Origin of the sequence: Streptococcus sp. HMSC078H12, from assembly GCF_001814615.1 — a bacterium.
In the GTDB taxonomy this organism is placed as follows: Bacteria; Bacillota; Bacilli; order Lactobacillales; family Streptococcaceae; genus Streptococcus; species Streptococcus salivarius_F.
Genome location: NZ_KV817326.1, coordinates 55,236 through 78,053, shown reverse-complemented (window position 1 = coordinate 78,053; position 22,818 = coordinate 55,236). Strand labels below are relative to the sequence as shown.

The window sequence follows — 22,818 nt, the reverse complement described above, 5'->3', positions numbered from 1 at the left end:
TGTCATTTTTTGACACCACATGTTAGCTTGACTAACATGTAAATGTTGCAAAATTTCTGAAAATTCGTTGACATGTGTTGTCAAAGTAGTATGATATTAACATAAAAGAAACTTAGGAGGTTCTTATGTTAGGTGTCATCCTACTCTATGTTGGTATGGTTTTGATGAGTAATGGACTCCATCGTTTAGAGGGTATTCCTGATAAATCAAATGTTGTCATGAATATCTTTACGGGTGGTTTGGGGTTGATTCTCAACATTATTGTCATTGCTTATGGAGCTTGTACAGGGCAAGGCGCTGAATGGTTTTATGGTAGCGCCACTGGTCTTTTATTTGCCTTCACCTACCTTTACTCAGCTATCAATACGATTTTCGATTTTGATCAACGTTTGTATGGGTGGTTTAGTTTATTTGTGGCGATTAATACGCTACCAGCAGGGATTCTTTGCTTAACATCTGGATACGGTGGTAATGCTTGGTATGGTATTATTTGGTTCTTGTGGGGTATCCTATGGCTAACTGCCTTTATTGAAATTAACCTTAAGAAGAACCTAGGAAAATTTGTCCCTTACCTAGCTATTTTTGAAGGAATTGTAACAGCTTGGATTCCAGGGCTTTTGATGCTTTGGGGCAAGTGGTAAGCATTGATTTAAGGAGGAAAAACGATGCAATTGACAATGCGTGAGCAGGAAAAAATGATGATTAGCCTTGCGGCTATGATTGCTCAACGACGTAAAGATAAAGGAATCAAATTGAATCATCCAGAAGCGGTTGCTTTGATTACAGACTATGTGCTTGAAGGTGCAAGAGAAGGTAAAACGGTTGCCCAATTGATGGATGAAGCTCGCAATCTTTTAACACGTGAAGATGTTATGGAAGGTATTGCGGAAATGATTCCAATGATTCAAGTTGAAGCTACTTTTACGGACAGTACAAAACTGGTTACTGTTCATGATCCTATTCAGTAAGGAGAAATGTAATGATTCCAGGTGAATACCATGTGGCGAGTGAGCCAATTGATTATAACGGTGGTTACGAAGCCATTAGTCTTGAAGTGAAAAATGTGGGTGACCGGGCTGCTCAAGTGGGCTCTCACTACCATTTTTATGAAGCAAACGAAGCTGGTCTTCAATTTGATCGTGAAAAGGCGCGAGGCAAACGTCTAGATATTCCAGCAGGTACAGCCATTCGTTTTGAGCCAGGTGAAACGAAAACAGTACAACTTATTGACTTTGGAGGGAAACGTCGTATTTTTGGTTTCAATAACAAGGTCAATGGTTTCTTAGACTAGAAAGAGGACAAATCGATGAGTTTTAAAATGGATCGTGAAGAGTATGCTCAACACTACGGACCAACTGTAGGTGATAGCGTACGTCTTGGAGATACCAATCTTTTTGCAGCCATTGAAAAAGACTTTACTGTTTATGGACAGGAATCTAAGTTCGGTGGCGGTAAAGTTTTGCGTGATGGTATGGGTGTTAGTGCTACGGAAACACGTGACAATCCATCAGTTGTTGATACCATTATTACAGGTGCAACCATCATTGACTATACAGGTATTATTAAAGCAGATATCGGTATTCGTGATGGTAAGATTGTTGCTATCGGTCGCGGTGGTAACCCAGATACAATGGACAATGTGGACTTTGTTGTGGGTGCTAGTACAGAAGCCATTGCTGCTGAAGGTTTGATTGTGACTGCTGGTGGTATTGACCTTCACGTGCACTATATTTCTGCCGACCTTCCTGAATTTGGTTTGGATAACGGGATTACTACCCTCTTTGGTGGTGGTACTGGTCCTGCTGACGGAAGTAATGCAACAACATGTACACCAGGTAAATTCCATATTACTCGTATGTTGCAAGCTGTTGATGATATGCCTGCTAACTTTGGTTTCCTTGCCAAAGGTGTTGGTTCTGAGACTGAAGTGGTTGAAGAGCAAATTAAGGCCGGTGCAGCAGGAATTAAGACACACGAGGACTGGGGTGCGACTTACGCAGGAATTGATAATTCCCTTAAAGTTGCGGATAAATACGATGTTTCCTTTGCGGTCCACACTGACTCTTTGAATGAGGGTGGATTTATGGAAAATACTTTGGAATCCTTCCAAGGTCGTACCGTTCATACCTTCCACACCGAAGGTTCAGGTGGTGGACATGCTCCAGATATTATGGTCTTTGCTGGTAAGGAAAATATTTTGCCATCATCAACTAACCCAACTAACCCATACACTACAAATGCTATTGGTGAGTTGTTAGATATGGTTATGGTTTGCCACCACTTGGATCCAAAAATTCCAGAAGACGTCTCTTTTGCTGAATCACGTGTACGTAAACAAACTGTAGCTGCAGAAGACGTTCTTCACGATATGGGTGCCCTTAGTATCATGACTTCAGATGCCATGGCAATGGGACGTGTCGGTGAAGTAGCCATGCGTTGTTGGCAACTAGCTGATAAGATGAAGGCTCAGCGTGGTCCACTTGAAGGGGATTCAGAATTTAACGATAATAACCGTATCAAACGTTACGTGGCTAAATATACAATTAACCCTGCTATCACTAACGGTATTGCAGACTATATCGGATCTGTAGAAGTTGGTAAATTTGCAGATTTGGTTATCTGGGAACCAGCACAATTTGGTGCAAAACCTAAGTTGGTGCTCAAGGGTGGTATGTTAACTTATGGTGTCATGGGTGACGCTGGTTCAAGTCTTCCAACGCCTCAACCACGTATCATGCGTAAATTATATGGTGCTTACGGTCAAGCGGTTCATGAAACAAATCTTACATTTGTCTCTCAATACGCTTATGATCACGGTATCAAAGAAGAAATTGGTTTGAATAAGATTGTTCTTCCTGTTAAGAATACGCGTAACTTGACTAAGCGTGATATGAAACTTAATGACTACGCTCCAAAAACAATCCGTATCGATCCACAGACCTTTGATGTCTTTATTGATGATGAGTTGGTTACTTGTGAGCCAATCCATACGACATCATTGTCTCAACGTTATTTCTTGTTCTAAGGAAGACGCTATATAAATGAGGCTGGAATTTTTCCTCCAACCTCTTTTGTATTTTATAGCCATAACGTTTTTAGCGCTTTATTAAGTTGCTATATGAGTTTGATGCTAGATTTTTAAAATGTAATAGAAAAGGAAAAAGTATGATTTTTACAAAAGTAGATGCTCTTGTTAAAGATATCGATGTGGACAAATACCATATTGAAACAGTCATTCTTTCGAGCGATGACCTTAACAAAAAAATTATTCGTGTGAAGAGTGATCACGGGAATGAATTTGGTATTCGTCTTGATAAGGGACAAAAATTGCAAAATGGCTCTGCCTTTTTTATCGATGATCACCATGTCCTAGCTATTGGTGTTGAGTCACAGGATTTGATTGTCATTTCACCTAAAGATATGGATGAAATGGGAATCACAGCTCATATTCTTGGGAATACTCATAAACCGATTGAGGTGAAAGATGCCAAGATTTATTTAGAGGTTGACCCAGTTGTAGAGCAAGTCTTGACTCAAAAAGAGATTGCCTACACGATTGAAGAAGTGGTCCTTGATAAGCCCCTACGCCATGTGAATTTAACTGCCCATGAACATTAATCCTTTTGCTAATGTGTCTTTGCAAGATTATCTTGAAATTGTGCAAATTGTCGATTCAACCTTTCCAATTGGATCGTTTAACCACTCTTTTGGGATGGAAAATTATCTGCGCGAAGACACTGTAACAGATGATAAAGGTTACGAAGAGTGGCAAGAAGCCTATTTAGCTAGTCAGTTTAAATATGGTGAAGGTCTTGTAATCAAACTGGTTTATGATGCTATGGCTACAGACAACTTAGAGCAGGTTTGGCATTATGATAAGGTCTTGACAGTTTCGACGCAAGCGCGTGAAACAAGACAGGGGACTAAAATGATTGCTAAGCAAATGCTTCGACTCATTCAAAGGCTTCATGCTATTCCGGTATTGGATGACTATCAGTCCAAAATACGTAAGGGTGAGGTCTTCGGCAATCCAGCTATTGTCTTTGCGCTCTATGTGTTTAACAAGGGCTTGGGATGTAGTGAAGCCATTGCACTTTATGGCTATAGCGTGATTTCGACGATGGTTCAAAATGCTGTTCGTGCCATTCCACTTGGACAGTTTGCTGGACAAGAGATTGTTTTACGTAGCTTTTCGCAATTAGAAAAAATGACACAGGAAATTCAAGAACTGGACGCGTCCTACCTTGGGGCCAATACGCCTGGTCTTGAATTAGCTCAGATGAAACATGAAACACAGGTATTCCGCCTATTCATGTCCTAAAATATCAACAAGGTTGAGAGGAAAAAACAATGACAAAACGTACTGTAATTATTGGAGTTGGTGGACCTGTTGGTTCAGGTAAAACTCTTTTACTTGAGCGTCTTACACGACGTATGTCCGACTTAAATTTAGCAGTTATTACTAACGATATCTATACAAAAGAAGATGCTCTTTTCTTGGCTAAAAATTCAAGCTTAGATGAAGACCGTATCATTGGTGTAGAAACTGGTGGATGTCCTCATACTGCGATTCGTGAGGATGCTTCTATGAACTTTGAAGCGATTGAAACTCTTCAAGAGCGCTTTGACCATGATTTGGATGTTATTTTCCTTGAAAGTGGTGGGGATAACTTAGCTGCGACCTTCAGTCCTGATTTGGTTGATTTTACGATTTATATTATTGACGTTGCTCAGGGTGAAAAAATCCCACGTAAGGCTGGTCAAGGGATGATTAAGAGTGATTTGTTCTTGATCAATAAGACTGACCTTGCACCTTATGTTGGAGCTAACCTAGATCGTATGCGTGAAGATACCCTTCATTTCCGTAACGAAGATTCTTTCATTTTCACAAATTTGAATAATGATGACAATGTTAAGGAAGTGGAAGAATGGATTCGTAAGAATTTCCTACTAGAGGACTTGTAAGATGACACAAGTATACGATGGCTTTGTCCATCTTGGATTTTCAAACCGAAATGGTCGTACAATTTCCCACAAGAAATACCAAGAAGGTAACTCTCGAGTGTCAGCGGATAATTCAGATGCCAATGGTGTTCCTTACTATTTCCTAATTAATATGGGTGGGGGTTTTGTCGAGGGTGAGCAGTATCAAGTGACTATTGATGTTAATAAAGATGCTCATGCCTTGGTAACAACCCAAACACCTACCTATGTTTACAAGTGTGAAAGAGGGCAGTTGACGCAACAACATACGTCCATCACACTTGAAGAAAATAGCTATTTGGAGTACATGGCTGATGAAGTTATTCCCTATTTGAAATCACGCTATTTCCAAACAAGTCGTATTGATATGGACAAGTCTGCCCACTTGATTTATTCAGATGGTGTGACGGCAGGTTGGTCTCATGAGGATTTGCCGTTTCAATACCATTATTTTCGTAATTTGACACAAATCTACCAAGATAATGAGCTTGTTTATAGCGATCAGACCCTCTTAGAGCCTCAGAAACAAGATATGTTTAAACTTGGTTATTTTGAAGGCTGGCGTAATTATAATAGTTTGGTAATGGTGTCACCAAATATTGACGAGGCTTTTGTTAAGGCTTTGCAGAAGCACTTAGAAGATCTGAATTTAGAGTCTGATTTTGCTATTTCATCCTTAGATATCCCAGGTCTGGTGTTACGTATCTTAGGAAAAACTGCTGAGGATAATCGTCGCGTCATTTATGCCTGTGCAGACTATTTTAGACAAGAAATACATGGATTAACCCCTTTGAATTTGAGAAAAAATGATATGAGGAGATAAAAAATGCATATTCCTGAAAATTACCTAAGCCCTACGACTTGTGCGGCAATGGGGGCAGTTATGTTGCCTATTTGGTATAAGGCTGTCAAGGAAGTAAAGGTTAAAGTTGATACGGATAAAAAAACGATTCCTATGTTGGGAATCGGGACTTCCTTGTCCTTCCTTATCATGATGTTTAATCTTCCAGCCCCAGGTGGAACTAGTGCCCATGCTGTTGGAGCAGTGCTAATTGCTATATTGTTAGGGCCTTGGGCCTCCTGTTTAGCAGTTAGTGTGGCCCTGGCTATGCAGGCCTTGCTCTTTGGTGATGGTGGAATCTTGGCCTTTGGTGCTAACGCCTTTTGTATGGCCGTTGTTATGCCATTTGTAGGTTATGCTGTTTATAAACTCTTGAATAAGTGGACAAAGAACAGGATAATTGCCAGCTTTTTTGGAGGTTATATTGGGATTGTAGCTGCGGCTCTGACTGTTGCAGTTTTATTAGGAATTCAGCCTATTCTCTTTAAAGATAGCAGTGGTAATCCGCTTTACAATCCATACCCTTTGAGAGTGACACTTCCAGTAATGGGCTTGACTCACCTCCTCATCGGTTTGGTAGAAGGATTCTTCACAGCTGGTGTTCAAGAATTCATTGAACGTTTGAATATTGATAATACTCAGGAACTAACGACTAAAAAACTACGTCCGTTATTGCTCTTTATCCTAGCCTTGATTATCCTAACACCACTTGGTTTATTGGCGACGGGAACAGCTTTTGCGGAATGGGATGTCAAAGAGTTGGTGGAAAAATTGGCTCATTATCATGTGGAAGCCCAAGCGCCAAAAGGAATGTTGAATGGTTTCTCATTCAATGCTCTCTTCCCAGATTATAGTATTGCAGGTATTCCAGAAGTCTTGGGTTATGTCTTGAGCGCTGCTTCTGCTGTTTTGATTTTCTTCATCCTCTATCGCTTGATTTTCGGTAGAAAGGTTGAAAAATGATTCTGCCAGATTGGATGTCGGAAGAGCGCCCGGTAGTCACTAAAGTCGGTAGAAATAACTTTCTTATCCGGAATCGTCACCATCTGGAAGCTCTTCTTCAAAAGTTTGAAACGCCTCCTTTAAAAGTAGCATCAGTCTTTCATCCAACTGCTAAGGTTTTACTTCTCTTTTTCTTACTTATTTCAGTAGGAATTAGCCGAAATCTCACAGTTTTGTGGATTCTAGCCTTGTTTTTAGGAGCTGGAGTGGCTTTTCTGCCACATTCTATTTTAGTAAGAACCTTGAAAAAGACCGTAGTGTTGTTGATTTTTCCTTTAGTTCTTTATCTACCACATCTCTTACTTAGCGGAGGTCAATCGCTCTTTCTCTTTAGACTTCCTTTGATTGCTGTAGCCATTGCTTATTATTCAGAGACGAGTACAATAAGTGAGATGTTAGCGGCATTAAAAGGATTGCATTTTCCTGATCTTGTTCTGCTCCAGTTAGATATCACCATAAAATATATCGATGTCTTTGGAAAACAATTAATGGATTTGCTCAAAGGGATTGAAGCACGAAGCTTTGGTGGCAATCATCGTTTCCGGATTGGAAGTAATATCTGGGGGATTTTATACCTTAAAGCTATTCGCTATGGTGAGGAACTGACTCAAGCCATGGAAGCACGTTGCTTTGTTGGTGAGTATGTCAAGTCATCACAGTCATTCACATGGAAGGATTGGCTGGCCTTGATAAGTCTAGTAGCAGTGATTTTAGGACAGATTCTGTTAGGAGGATGAGATGTTTCAATTGAATCAAGTGGCCTGTGCCTATGAACAAAAAAAGGTCTTTACTGGTCTTGATTTGGAGATTAGACAAGGACAATATGTGATGTTGATGGGAGAAAACGGGACTGGGAAATCAAGTCTTATCAGTTTATTAACCGGCTTCAAGCAGGAAGAATCTGGACGCATTCTTTTCTTAGGTAAGGACCTCAAAGAATGGCTGAAGGACAAACGTCAAAAACGAGATTTTTATAGCCGCCTCGGAATCCTCTTTCAGGATGTGGATAGTCAGTTATTTAATAGTACTGTCTATGATGAGATTGCTTTTGGTCCTCGTCAGCTAGGTCTGACCGAAGAAGAAGTCTCACAGCGGGTCCAAGACACACTATCCCTGCTGAAAATTGAAGATTTAAGGGATCGCGTTCCCTATCAACTGTCTGGTGGAGAAAAGAAGAAAGTGGCCTTTGCCAGTATCATGGTAACGAATCCAGATGTCTATATTCTTGATGAACCCTTCAATAATCTTTCTAAAGAATATGAAGAATTTTTTAGGGAACTTCTACATGAGCTTCATTCATCTGGGAAAACCATTATCATGTCTGCTCATCACTTTAAGCACCTTCATCATGAAAAGGCTGATGTTCTTCTTTTTGAAGATGGCAAAGCTGATTTCTTTCCTGCCCAGGAAGTGCTCAATAACCAGCAAGTGATTGAGCGTTTGTCACATTATTAATTAGGAATAAGGTAGAAAATCGTTATTGGTTTTCTACTTTTTTCTTGTCAAACAATTGATATTTTTAGGTGATAGTATTTTCTTATCACCTTGATTATGTTTAAGTATTAGTTAAGCTTAGTGAATTCTGTTACAATAAAAACAATCAATCTCAAAGGAGAATATTATGAAACTTAAAAAAATTCTTGGAATTACAGGTGTAGCCATTGCTTCAGTAGCATTGCTTGCTGCATGTTCATCTAAATCATCAAAAGAAGCATCTAAATCTTCAGGTGCTAAAGAAACAATTAACTTTGCCACAGTTGGGACAACAGCACCGTTCTCATATGAAGAAAACGGTGAATTGACTGGTTACGATGTGGAAGTGGCTAAAGCAGTCTTCAAGGACTCTGACAAATATGAAGTGAAATTCCAAAAAACAGAATGGTCTTCAGTCTTCACAGGTCTTGACTCAGCTAAATACCAAATGGCTGGGAACAATATCTCTTATTCAGAAGAACGTGACCAAAAATACCTCTTCTCATATCCAATTGGTACCACACCAGCTGTTTTGACTGTTCCAAAAGATAGTAATATTAAGAAATATGATGATATTGCTGGACACTCAACGCAGGTTGTTCAAGGGACATCGACAGCGACACAATTAACTGAATTTAACGATAAACATTCAGACAAGCCAGTTGAACTTAACTACACAAATGAAAATATTACACAAATGTTGACAAGTTTGAATGAAGGCAAGTACGACTTCAAGATCTTTGATGCACCAACTGTTAATGCAATCATCAAAAACAATAAATTGAGCAACTTGAAGACGATTGAACTTAAATCTGATCAACAACCATACATCTACTTCTTGTTCGCAGATAACCAAAAAGATCTTCAAACATTTGTAAACAAACGTTTGGAAGAACTCCAAAAAGATGGTACTTTGGCTAAGTTGGCTGAAAAATTCCTTGGAAATAAAGATTATATTCCAACTAAAGATGCTTTGAAAGTTCCTAGTAAAAAATAATAAGGAAGGCTGGGAGTGATTCTCAGCTTTTTCATATAATTAAAATCTAGGGCGAGTTATAGTTAAAAACTATAGATATATACAATTATAAACAATTTGATACAATTCTCATCCTATGGGATAATAATTTTATACTTAAAACAATTAAAGGGAGTTCGTTATGAAACTTAAAAAAATTCTCGGAATTACAGGATTGGCAGTCGCTTCAACAGTAGCTTTGGCTGCTTGTGGTGCTGGTGGTAATAAATCAGCTAAAGATGATAAAACTTTGACAGTTGGTATCATGACTTTGGATGATACAACTGAGCCATTGTGGGATAAAGTCAAAGAATTGGCTAAAGACAAGGGTGTTACTATCGAGTTGAAAGAGTTCACAGACTACAACCAACCAAATGAAGCCCTTAAAAACGGTGAAATCGATGTTAATGCTTTCCAACACATTTATTTCTTGAACAACTGGAACAAAGAAAATAAAGGTGATGTTGTTGCGGCAGCTGACACACTTCTTAGCCCAATCCACCTTTTCTCAGGTACTGAAAACGGAAAAGCTAAGTATAAAGATGTTAAAGAGCTTCCAGAAGGAGCTACAATCTCAGTACCTAACGATGGTACAAACGAAAGCCGTGCTTTGACACTTCTTCAAACAGCTGGTTTGATTAAGTTGGATGTTAAAGATGGTGAATTGGCAACTATCAAGAACATTTCTGAGAATCCAAAGAAATTGGACATCAAAGAAATCTCAGCTGAACAAGCTGCCCAAACGCTTTCATCAGTAGATGCAGCGGTTGTTAATAACTCATACGCACAACAACAAAACGTTAACTATGATACAACTCTCTTCCAAGAAGAACCAAGTCAAGATTTGAAAGATTGGGTTAACGTCATTGCAGCTAATAAAGATTGGGAAAAATCAAATAAAGCTGATGCTATCAAGACTTTGATTAAAGCATACCAAAACGATGAAGTAGCACAAATCATCTATGATGCATCTAACAAGGTTGACCTTCCAGCATGGAAAGGTGCCCCAACACAAGATCAATTGAAAGCTAATTCAAAGAAATAAGCTAAGGACAGAGGGCGTGTGAGAGCACGCCATTTTGTCGTGTATGAAGGAGACGATTTGATGGCATTTTCAAGTGAAGAAGAGCAGTTACGAAAATTTCGTAACGATGAAATTGCTCAGCACTATTTTGAAGTTTTGCGGACTTTGATTTCTAAAAAATCTATTTTTGCTCAAAATATTGGTCTCTATGATGTGGCTGCTTACCTTGGTGAGATTTTCTCTGGTGTTGGCGCAGAGGTGACAATTGACGAGACCTATACGGCACCTTTTGTCTTGGCAAAATTTAAGAGTCCAAATCCAGATGCGAAAACAATTATTTTCTACCAACACTATGATACGGTTCCTGCGGATAATGATCAGCCATGGACAGATGAGCCTTTCCGTCTGACAGTTCGTAAGGGCTACATGTATGGTCGTGGTGTTGATGATGATAAGGGGCATATTACAGCTCGTCTGACAGCCCTTCGGAAATATATTCGAGAAGTTGGCGACCTTCCTGTAAATATTACGTTTATGATGGAAGGGGCTGAAGAATCTGCATCAACCGATCTTGAAAAGTATTTGGAAAAATACAGAGATGACCTTCTTCCTGCAGACCTATTGGTTTGGGAGCAAGGAAATCGAAATAGCAAAGGTCAGTTGGAAATCACAGGGGGCAACAAGGGGATTATTACCTTTGATTTGTCTGTCGAGAGTGCTGATGTTGATATTCATTCTAAATTTGGTGCCGTGATTGAATCGGCTTCATGGTACTTGCTCAATGCTATTTCAAGCATGAGAGATGATCAGGGACGTATCCTTATCGACGGTATCTATGAAAAGATTGTCCAACCAAACGAACGAGAGATGGATCTTATCGAAACTTATGCCATTGAAAATGCAGATAGTCTTCGTAAGATTTACGGCTTAAAACTACCCATTTTAGAAAGTGACCGCCGAGCTTTCTTAAAAACTTACTATTTTGAACCTGCCCTTTCCATTGAAGGTATTTCAACAGGTTATCAGGGGCAAGGGGTTAAGACTATCTTACCAGCTCAAGCCAGAGCTAAGATGGAGATGCGTTTGGTCCCTGGCTTGACGCCTGAGTACGTTTTGGAGTGTATCAAGGCTCACCTCAAAAAAGAAGGATTTGACCGTATCAAGGTGACCTTCACTCTTGGTGAAGAAAGTTATCGTAGTGATATGTCTGATCCAGCTATTGTCAATGTTATTGAGTTAGCAAAAGGCTTTTATGAAGAGGGCGTTGCTGTGCTTCCAACGGCAGCAGGTACAGGGCCTATGCATATGATTCATCAAGCTTTGGGTGTACCAATGGCAGCCTTTGGTATAGGGAATGCTAACAGTCGTGACCATGGTGGGGATGAAAATGTTAGCTTAGCAGATTACTACACCCACATTGAACTAATTAAGGAGTTAATTGCAAGTTATGAGTAATGTCATTATTGATTTGAAAAATATTGATATCACCTTTACGCAGAAACGCCGCACTATTCAAGCGGTTAAGGATGTGTCTATCCAGATTGAAAAAGGTGATATTTACGGAATTGTTGGTTATTCAGGGGCTGGTAAATCTACCCTTGTGCGCGCAATCAATCTTTTGCAAGTGCCTACAGCTGGTAAAATCACTATCGGCAAAGATGTGACTTTTGCAGATGGTAAGGTCCAATTGTCGACAAAAGAATTGCGTCAGAAACGTCAAACGATTGGGATGATTTTCCAACACTTTAACCTTATGGCTCAAAAGACGGCTTATGAAAATGTAGCCTTTGCCCTTCGTCATTCTAAACTAAGCAATGAAGAGAAAGACAAAAAAATTCGTGGTCTTTTGGAATTGGTTGATTTGGCTGATCGTGCGGAAAACTATCCTGCACAATTGTCAGGTGGTCAAAAACAACGTGTAGCGATTGCGCGTGCCTTGGCTAATGATCCTGAAATCTTGATTTCAGATGAGTCTACATCAGCCCTTGACCCTAAAACAACTAAGCAAATTCTTTCGCTTTTGCAGGATTTGAATAAAAAGCTTGGTTTGACAGTTGTTATGATCACCCACGAAATGCAAATTGTTAAAGATATTTGTAACCGTGTTGCCGTTATGCAAAATGGTCAACTTTTGGAAGAGGGTAGTGTCCTTGATATCTTCTCAAATCCTCAAGAAGATTTGACACAAGAATTTATTGAAACTGCAGCAGGGATTGAAGATGCCTTGGCTAAGATTAATGCACAACCTTTGGTGAAAAACTTACCAAGCTCAGCCCTTCTCGTTCAACTTAAATATGCTGGTTCTTCAACAGATGAGCCACTCTTGACCGAACTTTTCAAAGAGTACGGAGTTTCAAGTAACATCCTTTATGGTAACGTTGAGATTCTAGGTGATACTCCTGTTGGTGAATTGGTCGTTGTCTTGGATGGTGAGGCAGATAAGGTTCTTGCTGCTCAAAAAGCGATTGAAAATGCAGGTGTCAGCTTGCAAGTACTTAAGAAAGGAGCCCAATAATGGCAGATTGGATTCAACAAAACTTTCCAGATATTTATCGTATCGGTATGCAGGGGGTTAATTCTTGGCCAGACGCCATCTATGCGACTCTCTACATGACGGTTATTTCCTTCATCATTGGGGGACTTCTTGGTCTTGTTATGGGGCTCTTCTTGGTATTGACAGGTCCTCGTGGCGTTATTGAAAATAAATTTGTTTTCCAAATCTTGGATAAAATCACTTCAATCTTCCGTGCCATTCCTTTCATCATCCTCTTGGCGATTTTGAAAGGCTTCACTTACTTTATCGTGGGGACTAACCTTGGTATGACAGCTGCCTTGGTTCCATTGTCAGCTGCAACCTTCCCATTCTTTGCACGTCAAGTACAGGTGGTACTTGCAGATCTTGACCGAGGCGTTATTGAAGCAGCACAAGCTAGTGGTGCAACACTTTGGGATACGATTAAGGTTTACCTTAGTGAAGGGCTACCTGAGTTGGTTCGTGTATCAACCGTAACTCTGATTTCCCTAGTCGGTGAAACTGCCATGGCCGGTGCTATCGGTGCAGGTGGTCTAGGTTACATCGCCATCTACTATGGATATAACCGTTCAAGTACATCAGTTACCATTTTGGCAACTTTCTTGATTTTGATTTTGATTTTCCTTATCCAATTCTTGGGTGATTTCTTGACCCGTAAATTGAGTCATAAATAGGATTTGAGAGCCTGTTTGCCACAGGCTTTTCTCATGTCTTGACGATTTCAGATATTTATCATAGTATGGAAGCTATCGAATGCTTTATGGTTGGCTAACCATAAAAAAGGAGTTAATGAGTTATGAAACGTTTTATTTCAACTTGGAATAGAACCAGTCTAATTAAGCGCATTGCCATTGGTGTGGTAGTGGGTGCTGTGCTTGGTTTGCTTGTTCCTAAGTTTACGGTTATTGGTCTCTTAGGAGACATGTTTGTTGGTGGTTTGAAGGCAATTGCTCCACTTTTGGTCTTTGCCTTGGTTGCCAATGCCCTTTCCCAAACGCGAGAAGGTCAACAAAGCAACATGAAGACAGTTATTGTTCTTTATCTCTTTGGAACCTTTGCGGCTGCTTTGACGGCTGTTATCTCTCACTATATTTTTCCAATTTCTCTGAAGTTGGGAGCAGCGGCGGCGACTAAAGCGACAGCACCTCAAGGTGTGGGAGAAGTCTTTAAAGATTTATTGCTTAAGATGGTGGATAACCCTGTCAATGCCTTGGCTCAAGCCAATTATATTGGTGTTTTGGTATGGGCAGTTGTCTTTGGTTTTGCCATGCGAACAGCTAGCAATCACACGAAGGATTTGCTTAATACCTTGGCAGAAGTGACTTCGCAAATCGTTCGTTGGATTATCAACTTGGCCCCATTTGGTATCCTTGGTCTTGTCTTTAATACTATTTCTGAGAATGGTGTCGGTGTTTTGGCAGATTATGGTGTCCTAATCCTTGTTTTAGTGGGAACAATGGCCTTTGTTGCCTTGGTTGTTAATCCAATCATTGCTTTTGTGATGATGGGCAAAAATCCTTTCCCACTGGTTTTCCGTTGTTTGAAAGACTCTGGGATTACAGCCTTCTTTACTCGCTCGTCAGCAGCCAATATTCCAGTTAACCTTCAACTTTGTAAGGATCTTGGTTTGAATCCTGATACCTATTCGGTTTCTATCCCTTTGGGGTCAACTATTAATATGGCTGGAGCAGCCGTGACAATCAATGTCCTAACTCTTGCTGCAGTAACGACTTTGGGAATTCAGGTCGATTTTGCGACAGCACTCATTCTTAGTGTGGTTTCAGCTATTTCTGCTTGTGGTGCCTCAGGTATTGCTGGAGGATCCCTCCTATTAGTGCCAGTAGCATGTAGCCTCTTTGGTATCTCAAATGATTTTGCCATGCAGGTTGTAGGTGTCGGCTTTATCGTAGGTGTCATCCAAGACTCTTGTGAAACAGCCCTTAACTCTTCAACAGATGTTCTCTTTACAGCAGTAGCAGAAAAGAGCCGTTGGAAGAAAGCATAGCTAATTGTATAAGGTCGGCCTATTTGGCTGGCTTTTTGATTTTAGAGAAAACATAGTCAAAGACTATAGCTAGCTCAAGAATCTATCATCTTTAAAAAGCCCTTAAAATATGGTAAAATAAACCGTTCAAAGAGAAAAGGTAAAACATTTATGACTAATAATTTATTGGTGCTTCAATCAGACTTTGGTTTGGTTGACGGTGCTGTTTCGGCCATGATTGGTGTGGCCCTTCAGGAAGAACCAAGTTTGGGAGTTCATCACCTGACACATGATATTACTCCCTACAACACTTTTGAGGCTTCCTATCGTCTGTTTCAGACCATTGAATACTGGCCAGAGGGCACAACCTTTGTTTCGGTAGTTGATCCGGGTGTAGGCTCCTCACGTAAAAGTGTGGTTGCCTTAACAAAGACGGGGCAATATATCGTCACACCAGATAACGGGACACTTTCTTATATCAAGAAGGTTGTTGGTATCGAGGCTGTTCGTGAGATTTCCGAGGTCGAGAATCGTCGTAGTAATACAGAGCTTTCTTATACCTTCCATGGTCGTGATGTTTATGCCTATACAGGTGCCAAATTAGCTTCTGGTCATATCAGTTTTGAAGAAGTTGGTCCTGAGTTACCTGTGGACAAAATTCTAGAACTTCCAGTGGTTGAAACCATCATAGAGGATAATTTGGTTCGTGGGGCGATTGACATTTTGGACGTCCGTTTCGGCTCTCTGTGGACCTCTATCACACGTGATGACTTTTACGCGTTGGAACCAAACTTTGGTGATCGATTCGAAGTAACCATCTTTAACAATGATATGTTGGTCTACCAAAACCAAGTTACCTATGGGAAATCTTTTGCGGATGTTCGTATCGGTCAGCCAATTATTTATATCAATTCCCTCTATCGTGTTGGCTTAGCCATTAACCAAGGGTCTTTTGCCAAGGCCTATAATGTTGGCGTAGGGTCTAACTGGCACATTGAAATTAAACGTTTAGGAGATTAAAGTAAGATTATGAAAAATAATTCAATTCGTACAGTAGTTGCGACAGGTATTGGTGCAGCACTCTTTATTATCATTGGTATGTTTGTTAATATCCCTATTTTTGGGAATACTAGCATCCAACTTCAGTATGCTGTTCAAGCCCTATTCTCAGTGATTTTTGGGCCTATTACAGGTTTCTTTATGGGCTTCATTGGCCATGCGCTTAAAGATGGCATCCAATACGGAAATATCTCATGGGCTTGGGTACTTGCAAGTGCTATTACAGGTCTTGTAATTGGTCTATTCAACAAAAAATATGATGTGACAACTGGCAAGTTCTCTTTGATGAGCATGATTTGGTTTAACCTAGCGCAAGCATTGGCTCTTCTTATTGCCTATGGTATCGTTACCCCTATTGGTGACAGACTCCAATTTGCACAAGCTTGGTCATACCTTTATGCACAAAGTTTTGTAGCTGGCGTAGCTAACTTTATTACGATTGCGATTGGGGGTACCCTCCTTCTTGCTATCTATGCTAGCTCACGTACACAATCTGGTAGTCTTACAAAAGACTAGCATGAATCATAGGAGAGTGGGACTGTCAGTTTGTTTTGATACCTCCTCTCTTTTTTAGTAGAAACATGGATAAATACATTAGTTTTAATCAGTTTACATTTCAATATGATGCGCAAGCAGAAGCGACGCTTAAAGATATCAGCTTTGATATTGCCAAGGGCGAGAAAGTCCTCATCTTAGGTCCTTCTGGTAGTGGAAAGTCGACTCTAGCTCAGTGTCTTAATGGTATCATACCTAATATTCATAAAGGACAGGCACAAGGCCAGGTAAGGATAGATGGTCAGGATATTTTCAAGCAATCTATCTATGATAAGTCACAGTTGGTATCGACGGTATTGCAGGATCCAGATGGTCAGTTTATTGGCCTAACAGTAGCCGAGGATTTGGCTTTTGCCTTGGAGAATGATTGTGCTGATCAAAGTGAGATGAAAGATAAGGTAGCTCTTTGGGCTGAGCGTCTAGACTTGACCTCTCTTTTGAATCACCGCCCTCAAGATTTATCAGGTGGCCAAAAGCAACGAGTCAGTTTGGCTGGTGTCTTGATTGATGAAAGTCCTATTCTTTTATTTGATGAGCCTCTGGCAAATTTAGATCCTAAATCAGGACAGGAAACCATTGACCTCATTGATAAGATCCACAAGGAGGTGGGAGCTACGACGATTATTATTGAACATCGCCTAGAAGATGTTCTTTATCGTCCCGTTGACCGCATTTTACTGGTCAATGAAGGAGAGCTCCTCTTTAATGGTAGCCCAGATGAGCTTTTATCGAGCAAACTCTTGCTAGAAAATGGGATTCGCGAACCTCTATATGTGACGGTTTTACGTCAGTTTGGATTTGACACAAGGAGTGCACAAAATCTTAGTCAATTAGATGCTTTAGACTTATCTGACCTTGCTCTGCCAGCCAGAGTTTTGAAAGATAAAAAAGACAGTTCGAGTGATTCTATTTTGAAAGTTGAGGGGCTTAGTGTTTCCTATGGAGATAATCCAGCAATCATAGAGGATATGTCCTTTAGCTTGAAAAAAGGTGAGCGACTAGCGATTGTCGGTAAAAATGGGGCTGGAAAGTCGACGCTTGCCAAGGCTCTATGCGGTTTTGTCCCAAGTCAAGGAAAATTGACTTACAAAGGGCAGGATATTAGCCAGGATAGCATCGCCGGGCGTTCAGAACGTATAGGCTTTGTTCTGCAAAACCCAAATCAGATGATTAGCCAAACTATGATTTTTGATGAGGTCGCTCTTGGTTTGCGTTTGCGAGGGATTGAAGAAGCTGAGGTTGAAGAGCGTGTTCATGAGGTCTTGAAGACTTGTGGTCTCTATAGTTTTCGTAAATGGCCCATTTCTGCGCTTTCCTTTGGTCAGAAAAAGCGCGTGACCATTGCATCTATCTTGGTTTTGAAACCTGAAATCATTATCTTGGATGAGCCAACAGCTGGTCAAGATTACAAGACTTACACAGATATCATGAATTTCTTGGACAGTCTTCAGAAGCAAGGTCATACGATTGTGATGATTACCCATGACATGCAGCTCATGTTGGAATATAGCGACCGTTGTCTCGTTGTGGTTGAGGGGAAAGTCATTGCAGACGACAAGCCTGTTACAATTCTTAATCAGAAGGATTTACTAGAGTCAGCTAATCTCAAGCAGACCTCTCTTTATACTTTGGGTCAGAAATTGTCAAGTGATCCAGTAGAAGTAACCCAGTATTATATCGAAAAAGGAGGCCCTAATGTCTAATCGTTTAATTGGTTATCAGTCAGGTCAAGGTTTCCTCTATGATTTGTCTGGGGCAAGTAAGATGCTTTTCTTTATCTTGGTTTCAGTTGCCTGTATGGCAACCTATGACCCCCGCTTTATCCTAGCAGTAGGCTTACTTTCCATTTATCTCTTTTATTTGGCTAAGATTCGTTGGCGAGATATTTCTTTTGTTGTTAAGATTATTGGATCCATTGCCCTCTTTAATTTACTTATGGTCTACCTTTTCGCACCTGGTTATGGTGAAGAAATTTACGGGGCAAAGACAGTTCTTATTGAAGGCTGGGGACGTTTCTATCTGACCAGTCAGGAGCTTTTTTACCTTGCAAATCTATTGCTTAAATATTTTTCAACGGTCCCTCTTGCCATCCTATTTCTCATGACTACCCATCCGAGTCAGTTTGCGGCTAGTCTTAATCAGATTGGGATTCCTTATAAATTTGCCTATTCCGTGAGTTTAACCTTGCGTTATATTCCAGATGTTCAAGAAGAATTCTTTACGATTCGTAAGGCTCAGGAGGCTCGTGGTTTGGATTTGTCGCAAAAGGTGGGATTGGTCAAACGCATTCGCGGGAATCTCCAAATTGTTCTTCCACTAATTTTTTCATCTCTCGAACGAATTGATACCATATCGACAGCCATGGAGTTACGACGATTTGGTCGCTACAAAAAACGTACATGGTATGTGCATAAATCTTTGATGAAACAAGATTACCTTGTCATCCTATCAGCTATCCTTATATTGGGGATTAGTATTGGATTAATTTTCTTCAATCATGGTCGTTTTTATAATCCATGGAGATAATGCTCTTAGCATAGAGAGAATCTGCCATTAAGCATAATAAAAAAACGTTCCCGTCTTGTCCAGATGAACGAGATTGGAACGTTTTTTGTTATTTCAAATAGCCTAAATAATCAAATTTTTCTAGTGTCCGATTGTCGGCGACAACTAGGATGATTCCTTCGTCAGGTAGTTTCTTAATTGGGTCAAAGTGAGTGTTTAACTTGCCATTTTGCTCATCTCTAAAACCAATAACGTTGACGTTATAATTTTGTCTTAGATTTAATGTATGCAAAGACTTTCCAGCCCATTCCTTTGGAATTTTAAGTTCAATTAAAGCCACGTCGTCCTCTAAATGAAAAACATTTGAAATGTTATAACGGAGGATGTTTGAAGCCAATTCTTTTGCTGTGCTACGCTCAGGAGTGATGACCCAGTTGGCCCCCATTCCGTAAAGGACTTCCTCATAATTGTTATTCATAGCTTTAGCAATAATATTTGTAATGCCAAGTTTTTTACATTGCAGGAGCGCCAGTGCAGAAGATTCTAAGTGTTCTCCAGTTGCAATAATGACCGTATCGCAAGTATCAATACCAGCAGAACGTAGAAAGTCAATGTCAGTAATGTCACCAACAGCGGCCTTAGTCACCTGATCAGCAAGGGAATCAATTGTTGTAGAGTTATTATCTAAGGCAATAACATCTTGTCCAAAAGAAGAGAGTTCGGTTGCAATAGTTTGTCCAAAGATTCCCAAACCAAGGACCCCAATAATTTGTGTTTTCATATACAATCCTTTCAGAATATTGTCAATTAATAAAATAGTTTAGCCGACTGAAATGTCAGTTGGGGCATAAGAGATATGTTTTTCTTTTTTGGTCATCAAGCTCAAGAGAACAGTGATAGGTCCGACACGGCCAATGAACATCAGAGCCATGATAACGAGGCGTCCTAGGGTATTTAGATTAGGGGTCAAATCCATTGAAACACCAACGGTAGCAATGGCTGATACGCTCTCAAAAAGCAGGCCTAGTGGTGAGAGAGTAGGATTAGTTTCCAGCAAAATAACATAGCCGACAAAGAGCATCGTTAGGAAAAAGAGTATAACTGTGAATGCTTGCAAAATGGTTTTGTTAGATATAATACGGTTTCGAAAAACCACGCTCGAGTTACCAGATAGCTCTGACTTAAAAAGTAGGAACATGATAGAGGCAGTTGTCACCTTGATACCACCCGCAGTTCCTCCAGGACCACCCCCAATAATCATTTGAATCATAAAAAGAAGATTTGTGGAGAAATCTGCATTGGTATAGGAAATAGTTGCAAAGCCAGCGGTACGCATGGTTACAGTCTGAAAGAAACTCACTAGAAGTTGTTGCCAGACATTGAGAGTACCGATTGTCTTAGAGTTATCCATTTCCAGTAACCAAGCAAGTAGTGTTCCTCCCAAGAGGAGACAGCCTGTACTTATAAGAACAAGACGGCTTTGATTGCTGAAAGGTCTACAAGCTAATTTCCAGTTCCTAGGACGATCTGTCATATAGCGTCTTAATAGTTGAATCAAATCAATCCAAACTGCAAATCCCAAACTTCCAGACATAATGAGAAAAGCTACAGCAAGGTTAATGGTTGGATTGGTTGCATAATCCTGTAAACTGTTAGAACCTAAGTTGTCAAATCCAGCATTACAAAAGGCAGAGACAGCTAGAAAGAGACTGTTAAAAATGCCGTGACCAAGTCCAAAACGAGGAATGAAATCAGTCATAATCACAAGTGCTGCCAAAACTTCAATAGAAAAAGTAATTTTATAGACCTTAAAAAGATAAGCTTTCAAATCTTTTTGGTTATCCCTGCTAAGTGCGGATTGAAGGAGATCTTGATCACTCAGTCCTAATTTATTTTTCAGGGTATAGGTGCTAAAGGCTATAAGAGAGACGAGCCCAAGTCCTCCCGTCTGCATGAGAAGCATAGAGAAAATTTGACCGAGACCATTGTATGCCTTACTGACCGGGACAACAGAAAGTCCAGTTACACAGACCATTGACACAGTATTGAAGAGATGATCCAGGTAGCTTGTTTCTGGACTATTAGCATAGTGGCTTATGGGAAGGCTAAGTAAAATACTCCCCACTATAATGACAAAGACAAAGCTGAGCACCAGCTTTTGCGTAACAGAAAGACGATTGATCAATGAAAACCTCCGAGTTATCATAAGAGTAAATAATAATCCAAGGAGTAAGACACCTCCTTGGATAAACGTTATAGTGGCTTCTTGTTAGGAATTCCAGCACGACGTGGGTACTTATTAGGGGTTTCTTTTTTCTTATCGACAATAGTGACATTACGTCCATCCCCATTTGGCAGTCTGTAGTTCTCGTTGAGAATAGGCTTGGCAAAAAGCAAATTCAAGGCATTTTTAGCATCGGCTAACTCTTCATCAGCTGCTGCAGCTTTAAGTGCAATAAGTTGTCCACCAACCTTCAAGAAAGGAATGGTCAATTCTGAGAGAACCTGCATGCGTGCGACGGCACGGGCAGTAACAATATCAAACTGAGCACGGAAGGCCTTGTCTTGTCCAAAATCCTCTGCACGTCCATGATAGAAGTGAACACCGCTGAGCTCAAGTTCATCAGCCAAGAGATTGAGGAAATTGATACGTTTATTAAGAGAGTCGATGATAGTCACATCAAGCTCAGGGCAAAGGATTTTCATAGGGAGACTTGGAAAGCCAGCTCCAGCTCCGATATCCAGAAGTCGAATACTTTGATTTTTAATATGCCCTTGAAGAACAGGAGCCAAAGAATCATAGAAATGTTTGAGGTAGACCTCGTCTCTTTCTGTGATTGCAGTAAGGTTGATCTTTTTGTTCCATTCTACCAAAAGCTCAAAGTAGCGTTGGAATTGGTCTTTTTGTTTTTGGCTGAGATTGAACCCCAGTTCTTTCAGAGCCTTGTAAAAATCTTCAGGTGTCATTATATATTCCTTTTATCTAGTTTCAATGCTCTTATTTTACCATAATTAAGAGCTTTCATCTAACTCTATAGGACAGATGGAAACTGGGTCCGAGTAAGTTTCTCATTAGCTTTGAAAAAAGTTCTAAGTTTAAGAAATATGTAATATTAAAGGTGTTATTTTTTCTTAAAAATTTGATATAATACTAATTAAGTCTAAAATCATAATCATGCTCTCTAATGAAAAGTGAATGTAGGGGATTATGGTCTTGTGGATTGAAAATAGATCCCTATGGGGAAATTTAATTTGAGGATTAAGAATGATTTATCTTTCAGAAGTTAGAAAGTCTCCAGAGGGGCTTGCCTTTACCGAAGCACCTTCTTTGTTGGAGTCTATTAAAGAACGCTATGATCAAGTTTTAAATCTTGAACAGATTCAAGCAAGTGGTCAGGTAGCCTATGATAATGGCTTGTACCTTTTGGACTATCAACTTAGCTATGATATTACCTTGCCATCTAGCCGTTCACTTGAACCTGTGACACTTAGCTTTAACTATCCAGTTTCAGAAACCTTTATACAAGAGGCAGATGCAGCTCTTCAAAAGGAATTAGTCGAAGAAAATCTAGTTCTTATCTTGGATGGGGATACCATTAATCTTGATGAGAGTATTCTAGATAATATTCTTCTTAATATTCCTTTGAGAGTATTAACACCTGAGGAAGAATCAGGACAAATTTCGCTCTCAGGTAATGACTGGGAAGTCATGTCAGAAGAGGACTTTGCCGCACTTCAACAGGAGAAAAAAGAGGCAAGTAATCCCTTTGCCCAATTGAACGGTCTATTTGACGAAAATTAATTCAAAAAAATAAACTAAAAATGTTTGACAATTTTAAAAATC

The 22,818-nt window shown here is 40.0% G+C and carries 25 protein-coding genes; 22 read left to right on the top strand and 3 right to left on the bottom strand.

The genetic code is table 11. From position 1 onward, the window contains the following. The first annotated feature begins 125 nt into the window (after nt 1-125). The 21 genes from HMPREF2979_RS05830 to HMPREF2979_RS05730 all read left to right on the top strand — a co-directional run bounded on the left by HMPREF2979_RS05830 (nt 126) and on the right by HMPREF2979_RS05730 (nt 18,995). Complete coding sequence (locus HMPREF2979_RS05830) at nt 126-641, top strand: AmiS/UreI family transporter (RefSeq protein WP_002886548.1); 516 nt, start codon at nt 126-128, stop codon at nt 639-641. Nucleotides 642-665: 24 nt separating this feature from the next. Further along, the gene (locus HMPREF2979_RS05825) at nt 666-968 is read left to right on the top strand and encodes an urease subunit gamma (protein WP_002886558.1); all 303 of its coding nucleotides are present in this window, start codon (nt 666-668) and stop codon (nt 966-968) included. An 11-nt stretch (nt 969-979) separates the two neighbouring features. Continuing rightward, nucleotides 980-1,291 carry an urease subunit beta gene (locus HMPREF2979_RS05820; protein ID WP_002886559.1) on the top strand — a complete coding sequence of 104 codons (312 nt, stop codon included), beginning with the start codon at nt 980-982 and terminating at the stop codon, nt 1,289-1,291. Nucleotides 1,292-1,306: 15 nt separating this feature from the next. Continuing rightward, on the top strand, nt 1,307-3,025 hold the full coding sequence (gene ureC / locus HMPREF2979_RS05815; protein ID WP_002886560.1) for an urease subunit alpha: 1,719 nt from the start codon (nt 1,307-1,309) through the stop codon (nt 3,023-3,025). A gap of 140 nt (nt 3,026-3,165) precedes the next feature. Continuing rightward, nucleotides 3,166-3,618 (top strand): urease accessory protein UreE, encoded by a 453-nt coding sequence (ureE, locus tag HMPREF2979_RS05810; protein ID WP_002949549.1) that lies wholly within the window; start codon nt 3,166-3,168, stop codon nt 3,616-3,618. Then, nucleotides 3,608-4,321: an urease accessory protein UreF gene (locus HMPREF2979_RS05805; protein ID WP_002886562.1), complete on the top strand. Its 714-nt coding sequence runs from the start codon at nt 3,608-3,610 to the stop codon at nt 4,319-4,321. Before ureE ends, HMPREF2979_RS05805 begins: the two co-directional genes overlap by 11 nt. A 29-nt stretch (nt 4,322-4,350) precedes the next feature. Then, on the top strand, nt 4,351-4,965 hold the full coding sequence (ureG, locus tag HMPREF2979_RS05800) for an urease accessory protein UreG (protein ID WP_048790675.1): 615 nt from the start codon (nt 4,351-4,353) through the stop codon (nt 4,963-4,965). A gap of 1 nt (nt 4,966) precedes the next feature. Next, nucleotides 4,967-5,806, top strand: a complete 840-nt coding sequence (locus HMPREF2979_RS05795; protein WP_070655601.1) for an urease accessory protein UreD — start codon at nt 4,967-4,969, stop codon at nt 5,804-5,806. A gap of 3 nt (nt 5,807-5,809) precedes the next feature. Further along, nucleotides 5,810-6,787 (top strand): cobalt transporter CbiM, encoded by a 978-nt coding sequence (cbiM, locus tag HMPREF2979_RS05790; protein ID WP_048790677.1) that lies wholly within the window; start codon nt 5,810-5,812, stop codon nt 6,785-6,787. Further along, nucleotides 6,784-7,563: an energy-coupling factor transporter transmembrane component T gene (locus HMPREF2979_RS05785; RefSeq protein WP_048790678.1), complete on the top strand. Its 780-nt coding sequence runs from the start codon at nt 6,784-6,786 to the stop codon at nt 7,561-7,563. The genes cbiM and HMPREF2979_RS05785 overlap by 4 nt, the downstream gene beginning before the upstream one ends. Before the next feature lies 1 nt (nt 7,564). Then, nucleotides 7,565-8,281, top strand: a complete 717-nt coding sequence (locus HMPREF2979_RS05780) for an energy-coupling factor ABC transporter ATP-binding protein (RefSeq protein WP_002886569.1) — start codon at nt 7,565-7,567, stop codon at nt 8,279-8,281. 166 nt (nt 8,282-8,447) lie between these two features. Further along, nucleotides 8,448-9,296: an amino acid ABC transporter substrate-binding protein gene (locus tag HMPREF2979_RS05775; protein WP_002886570.1), complete on the top strand. Its 849-nt coding sequence runs from the start codon at nt 8,448-8,450 to the stop codon at nt 9,294-9,296. A 160-nt stretch (nt 9,297-9,456) separates the two neighbouring features. Beyond that, nucleotides 9,457-10,359 (top strand): MetQ/NlpA family ABC transporter substrate-binding protein, encoded by a 903-nt coding sequence (locus HMPREF2979_RS05770; protein ID WP_002886572.1) that lies wholly within the window; start codon nt 9,457-9,459, stop codon nt 10,357-10,359. A 60-nt stretch (nt 10,360-10,419) separates the two neighbouring features. Beyond that, on the top strand, nt 10,420-11,793 hold the full coding sequence (locus HMPREF2979_RS05765) for a M20/M25/M40 family metallo-hydrolase (protein WP_002883790.1): 1,374 nt from the start codon (nt 10,420-10,422) through the stop codon (nt 11,791-11,793). Continuing rightward, entirely contained in the window at nt 11,786-12,853 is a 1,068-nt protein-coding gene (locus tag HMPREF2979_RS05760; RefSeq protein ID WP_014633888.1) for a methionine ABC transporter ATP-binding protein, read from the top strand. Before HMPREF2979_RS05765 ends, HMPREF2979_RS05760 begins: the two co-directional genes overlap by 8 nt. Further along, entirely contained in the window at nt 12,853-13,545 is a 693-nt protein-coding gene (locus HMPREF2979_RS05755; protein ID WP_013990052.1) for a methionine ABC transporter permease, read from the top strand. Before HMPREF2979_RS05760 ends, HMPREF2979_RS05755 begins: the two co-directional genes overlap by 1 nt. A 122-nt stretch (nt 13,546-13,667) precedes the next feature. Beyond that, entirely contained in the window at nt 13,668-14,876 is a 1,209-nt protein-coding gene (gene sstT / locus HMPREF2979_RS05750; RefSeq protein ID WP_070655600.1) for a serine/threonine transporter SstT, read from the top strand. Nucleotides 14,877-15,026: 150 nt separating this feature from the next. Then, nucleotides 15,027-15,875, top strand: a complete 849-nt coding sequence (locus HMPREF2979_RS05745; protein WP_070655598.1) for an SAM hydrolase/SAM-dependent halogenase family protein — start codon at nt 15,027-15,029, stop codon at nt 15,873-15,875. Between the two features lie 9 nt (nt 15,876-15,884). Continuing rightward, nucleotides 15,885-16,430 (top strand): ECF-type riboflavin transporter substrate-binding protein, encoded by a 546-nt coding sequence (locus HMPREF2979_RS05740; protein WP_002883774.1) that lies wholly within the window; start codon nt 15,885-15,887, stop codon nt 16,428-16,430. Nucleotides 16,431-16,495: 65 nt separating this feature from the next. Further along, nucleotides 16,496-18,172: an ABC transporter ATP-binding protein gene (locus tag HMPREF2979_RS05735; RefSeq protein ID WP_070655596.1), complete on the top strand. Its 1,677-nt coding sequence runs from the start codon at nt 16,496-16,498 to the stop codon at nt 18,170-18,172. After that, on the top strand, nt 18,165-18,995 hold the full coding sequence (locus tag HMPREF2979_RS05730; RefSeq protein ID WP_070655595.1) for an energy-coupling factor transporter transmembrane component T family protein: 831 nt from the start codon (nt 18,165-18,167) through the stop codon (nt 18,993-18,995). The genes HMPREF2979_RS05735 and HMPREF2979_RS05730 overlap by 8 nt, the downstream gene beginning before the upstream one ends. Nucleotides 18,996-19,083: 88 nt before the next feature. On the opposite strand, the gene HMPREF2979_RS05725 is transcribed toward HMPREF2979_RS05730, so the two are convergent. The 3 genes from HMPREF2979_RS05725 to rsmG all read right to left on the bottom strand — a co-directional run bounded on the left by HMPREF2979_RS05725 (nt 19,084) and on the right by rsmG (nt 21,941). After that, nucleotides 19,084-19,755 (bottom strand): potassium channel family protein, encoded by a 672-nt coding sequence (locus HMPREF2979_RS05725; protein WP_002889958.1) that lies wholly within the window; start codon nt 19,753-19,755, stop codon nt 19,084-19,086. A 39-nt stretch (nt 19,756-19,794) separates the two neighbouring features. Further along, nucleotides 19,795-21,159, bottom strand: coding sequence for a TrkH family potassium uptake protein (locus tag HMPREF2979_RS05720; protein WP_083312371.1), 1,365 nt, complete (start codon nt 21,157-21,159; stop codon nt 19,795-19,797). A gap of 68 nt (nt 21,160-21,227) precedes the next feature. Beyond that, nucleotides 21,228-21,941 (bottom strand): 16S rRNA (guanine(527)-N(7))-methyltransferase RsmG, encoded by a 714-nt coding sequence (rsmG, locus tag HMPREF2979_RS05715; RefSeq protein ID WP_070655591.1) that lies wholly within the window; start codon nt 21,939-21,941, stop codon nt 21,228-21,230. 298 nt (nt 21,942-22,239) lie between these two features. Between rsmG and HMPREF2979_RS05710 the strand changes: the two genes are divergently transcribed. Further along, nucleotides 22,240-22,776, top strand: a complete 537-nt coding sequence (locus tag HMPREF2979_RS05710) for a DUF177 domain-containing protein (protein WP_070655589.1) — start codon at nt 22,240-22,242, stop codon at nt 22,774-22,776. Nucleotides 22,777-22,818: the final 42 nt, after the last annotated feature.

Bases quoted from the DNA above. Each gene is read 5' to 3' on its own strand.
- HMPREF2979_RS05830 (WP_002886548.1), top strand. From the start codon at position 126: ATGTTAGGTGTCATCCTACTCTATGTTGGTATGGTTTTGATGAGTAAT.
- HMPREF2979_RS05825 (WP_002886558.1), top strand. From the start codon at position 666: ATGCAATTGACAATGCGTGAGCAGGAAAAAATGATGATTAGCCTTGCG.
- HMPREF2979_RS05820 (WP_002886559.1), top strand. From the start codon at position 980: ATGATTCCAGGTGAATACCATGTGGCGAGTGAGCCAATTGATTATAAC.
- ureC (WP_002886560.1), top strand. From the start codon at position 1,307: ATGAGTTTTAAAATGGATCGTGAAGAGTATGCTCAACACTACGGACCA.
- ureE (WP_002949549.1), top strand. From the start codon at position 3,166: ATGATTTTTACAAAAGTAGATGCTCTTGTTAAAGATATCGATGTGGAC.
- HMPREF2979_RS05805 (WP_002886562.1), top strand. From the start codon at position 3,608: ATGAACATTAATCCTTTTGCTAATGTGTCTTTGCAAGATTATCTTGAA.
- ureG (WP_048790675.1), top strand. From the start codon at position 4,351: ATGACAAAACGTACTGTAATTATTGGAGTTGGTGGACCTGTTGGTTCA.
- HMPREF2979_RS05795 (WP_070655601.1), top strand. From the start codon at position 4,967: ATGACACAAGTATACGATGGCTTTGTCCATCTTGGATTTTCAAACCGA.
- cbiM (WP_048790677.1), top strand. From the start codon at position 5,810: ATGCATATTCCTGAAAATTACCTAAGCCCTACGACTTGTGCGGCAATG.
- HMPREF2979_RS05785 (WP_048790678.1), top strand. From the start codon at position 6,784: ATGATTCTGCCAGATTGGATGTCGGAAGAGCGCCCGGTAGTCACTAAA.
- HMPREF2979_RS05780 (WP_002886569.1), top strand. From the start codon at position 7,565: ATGTTTCAATTGAATCAAGTGGCCTGTGCCTATGAACAAAAAAAGGTC.
- HMPREF2979_RS05775 (WP_002886570.1), top strand. From the start codon at position 8,448: ATGAAACTTAAAAAAATTCTTGGAATTACAGGTGTAGCCATTGCTTCA.
- HMPREF2979_RS05770 (WP_002886572.1), top strand. From the start codon at position 9,457: ATGAAACTTAAAAAAATTCTCGGAATTACAGGATTGGCAGTCGCTTCA.
- HMPREF2979_RS05765 (WP_002883790.1), top strand. From the start codon at position 10,420: ATGGCATTTTCAAGTGAAGAAGAGCAGTTACGAAAATTTCGTAACGAT.
- HMPREF2979_RS05760 (WP_014633888.1), top strand. From the start codon at position 11,786: ATGAGTAATGTCATTATTGATTTGAAAAATATTGATATCACCTTTACG.
- HMPREF2979_RS05755 (WP_013990052.1), top strand. From the start codon at position 12,853: ATGGCAGATTGGATTCAACAAAACTTTCCAGATATTTATCGTATCGGT.
- sstT (WP_070655600.1), top strand. From the start codon at position 13,668: ATGAAACGTTTTATTTCAACTTGGAATAGAACCAGTCTAATTAAGCGC.
- HMPREF2979_RS05745 (WP_070655598.1), top strand. From the start codon at position 15,027: ATGACTAATAATTTATTGGTGCTTCAATCAGACTTTGGTTTGGTTGAC.
- HMPREF2979_RS05740 (WP_002883774.1), top strand. From the start codon at position 15,885: ATGAAAAATAATTCAATTCGTACAGTAGTTGCGACAGGTATTGGTGCA.
- HMPREF2979_RS05735 (WP_070655596.1), top strand. From the start codon at position 16,496: ATGGATAAATACATTAGTTTTAATCAGTTTACATTTCAATATGATGCG.
- HMPREF2979_RS05730 (WP_070655595.1), top strand. From the start codon at position 18,165: ATGTCTAATCGTTTAATTGGTTATCAGTCAGGTCAAGGTTTCCTCTAT.
- HMPREF2979_RS05725 (WP_002889958.1), bottom strand. From the start codon at position 19,755: ATGAAAACACAAATTATTGGGGTCCTTGGTTTGGGAATCTTTGGACAA.
- rsmG (WP_070655591.1), bottom strand. From the start codon at position 21,941: ATGACACCTGAAGATTTTTACAAGGCTCTGAAAGAACTGGGGTTCAAT.
- HMPREF2979_RS05710 (WP_070655589.1), top strand. From the start codon at position 22,240: ATGATTTATCTTTCAGAAGTTAGAAAGTCTCCAGAGGGGCTTGCCTTT.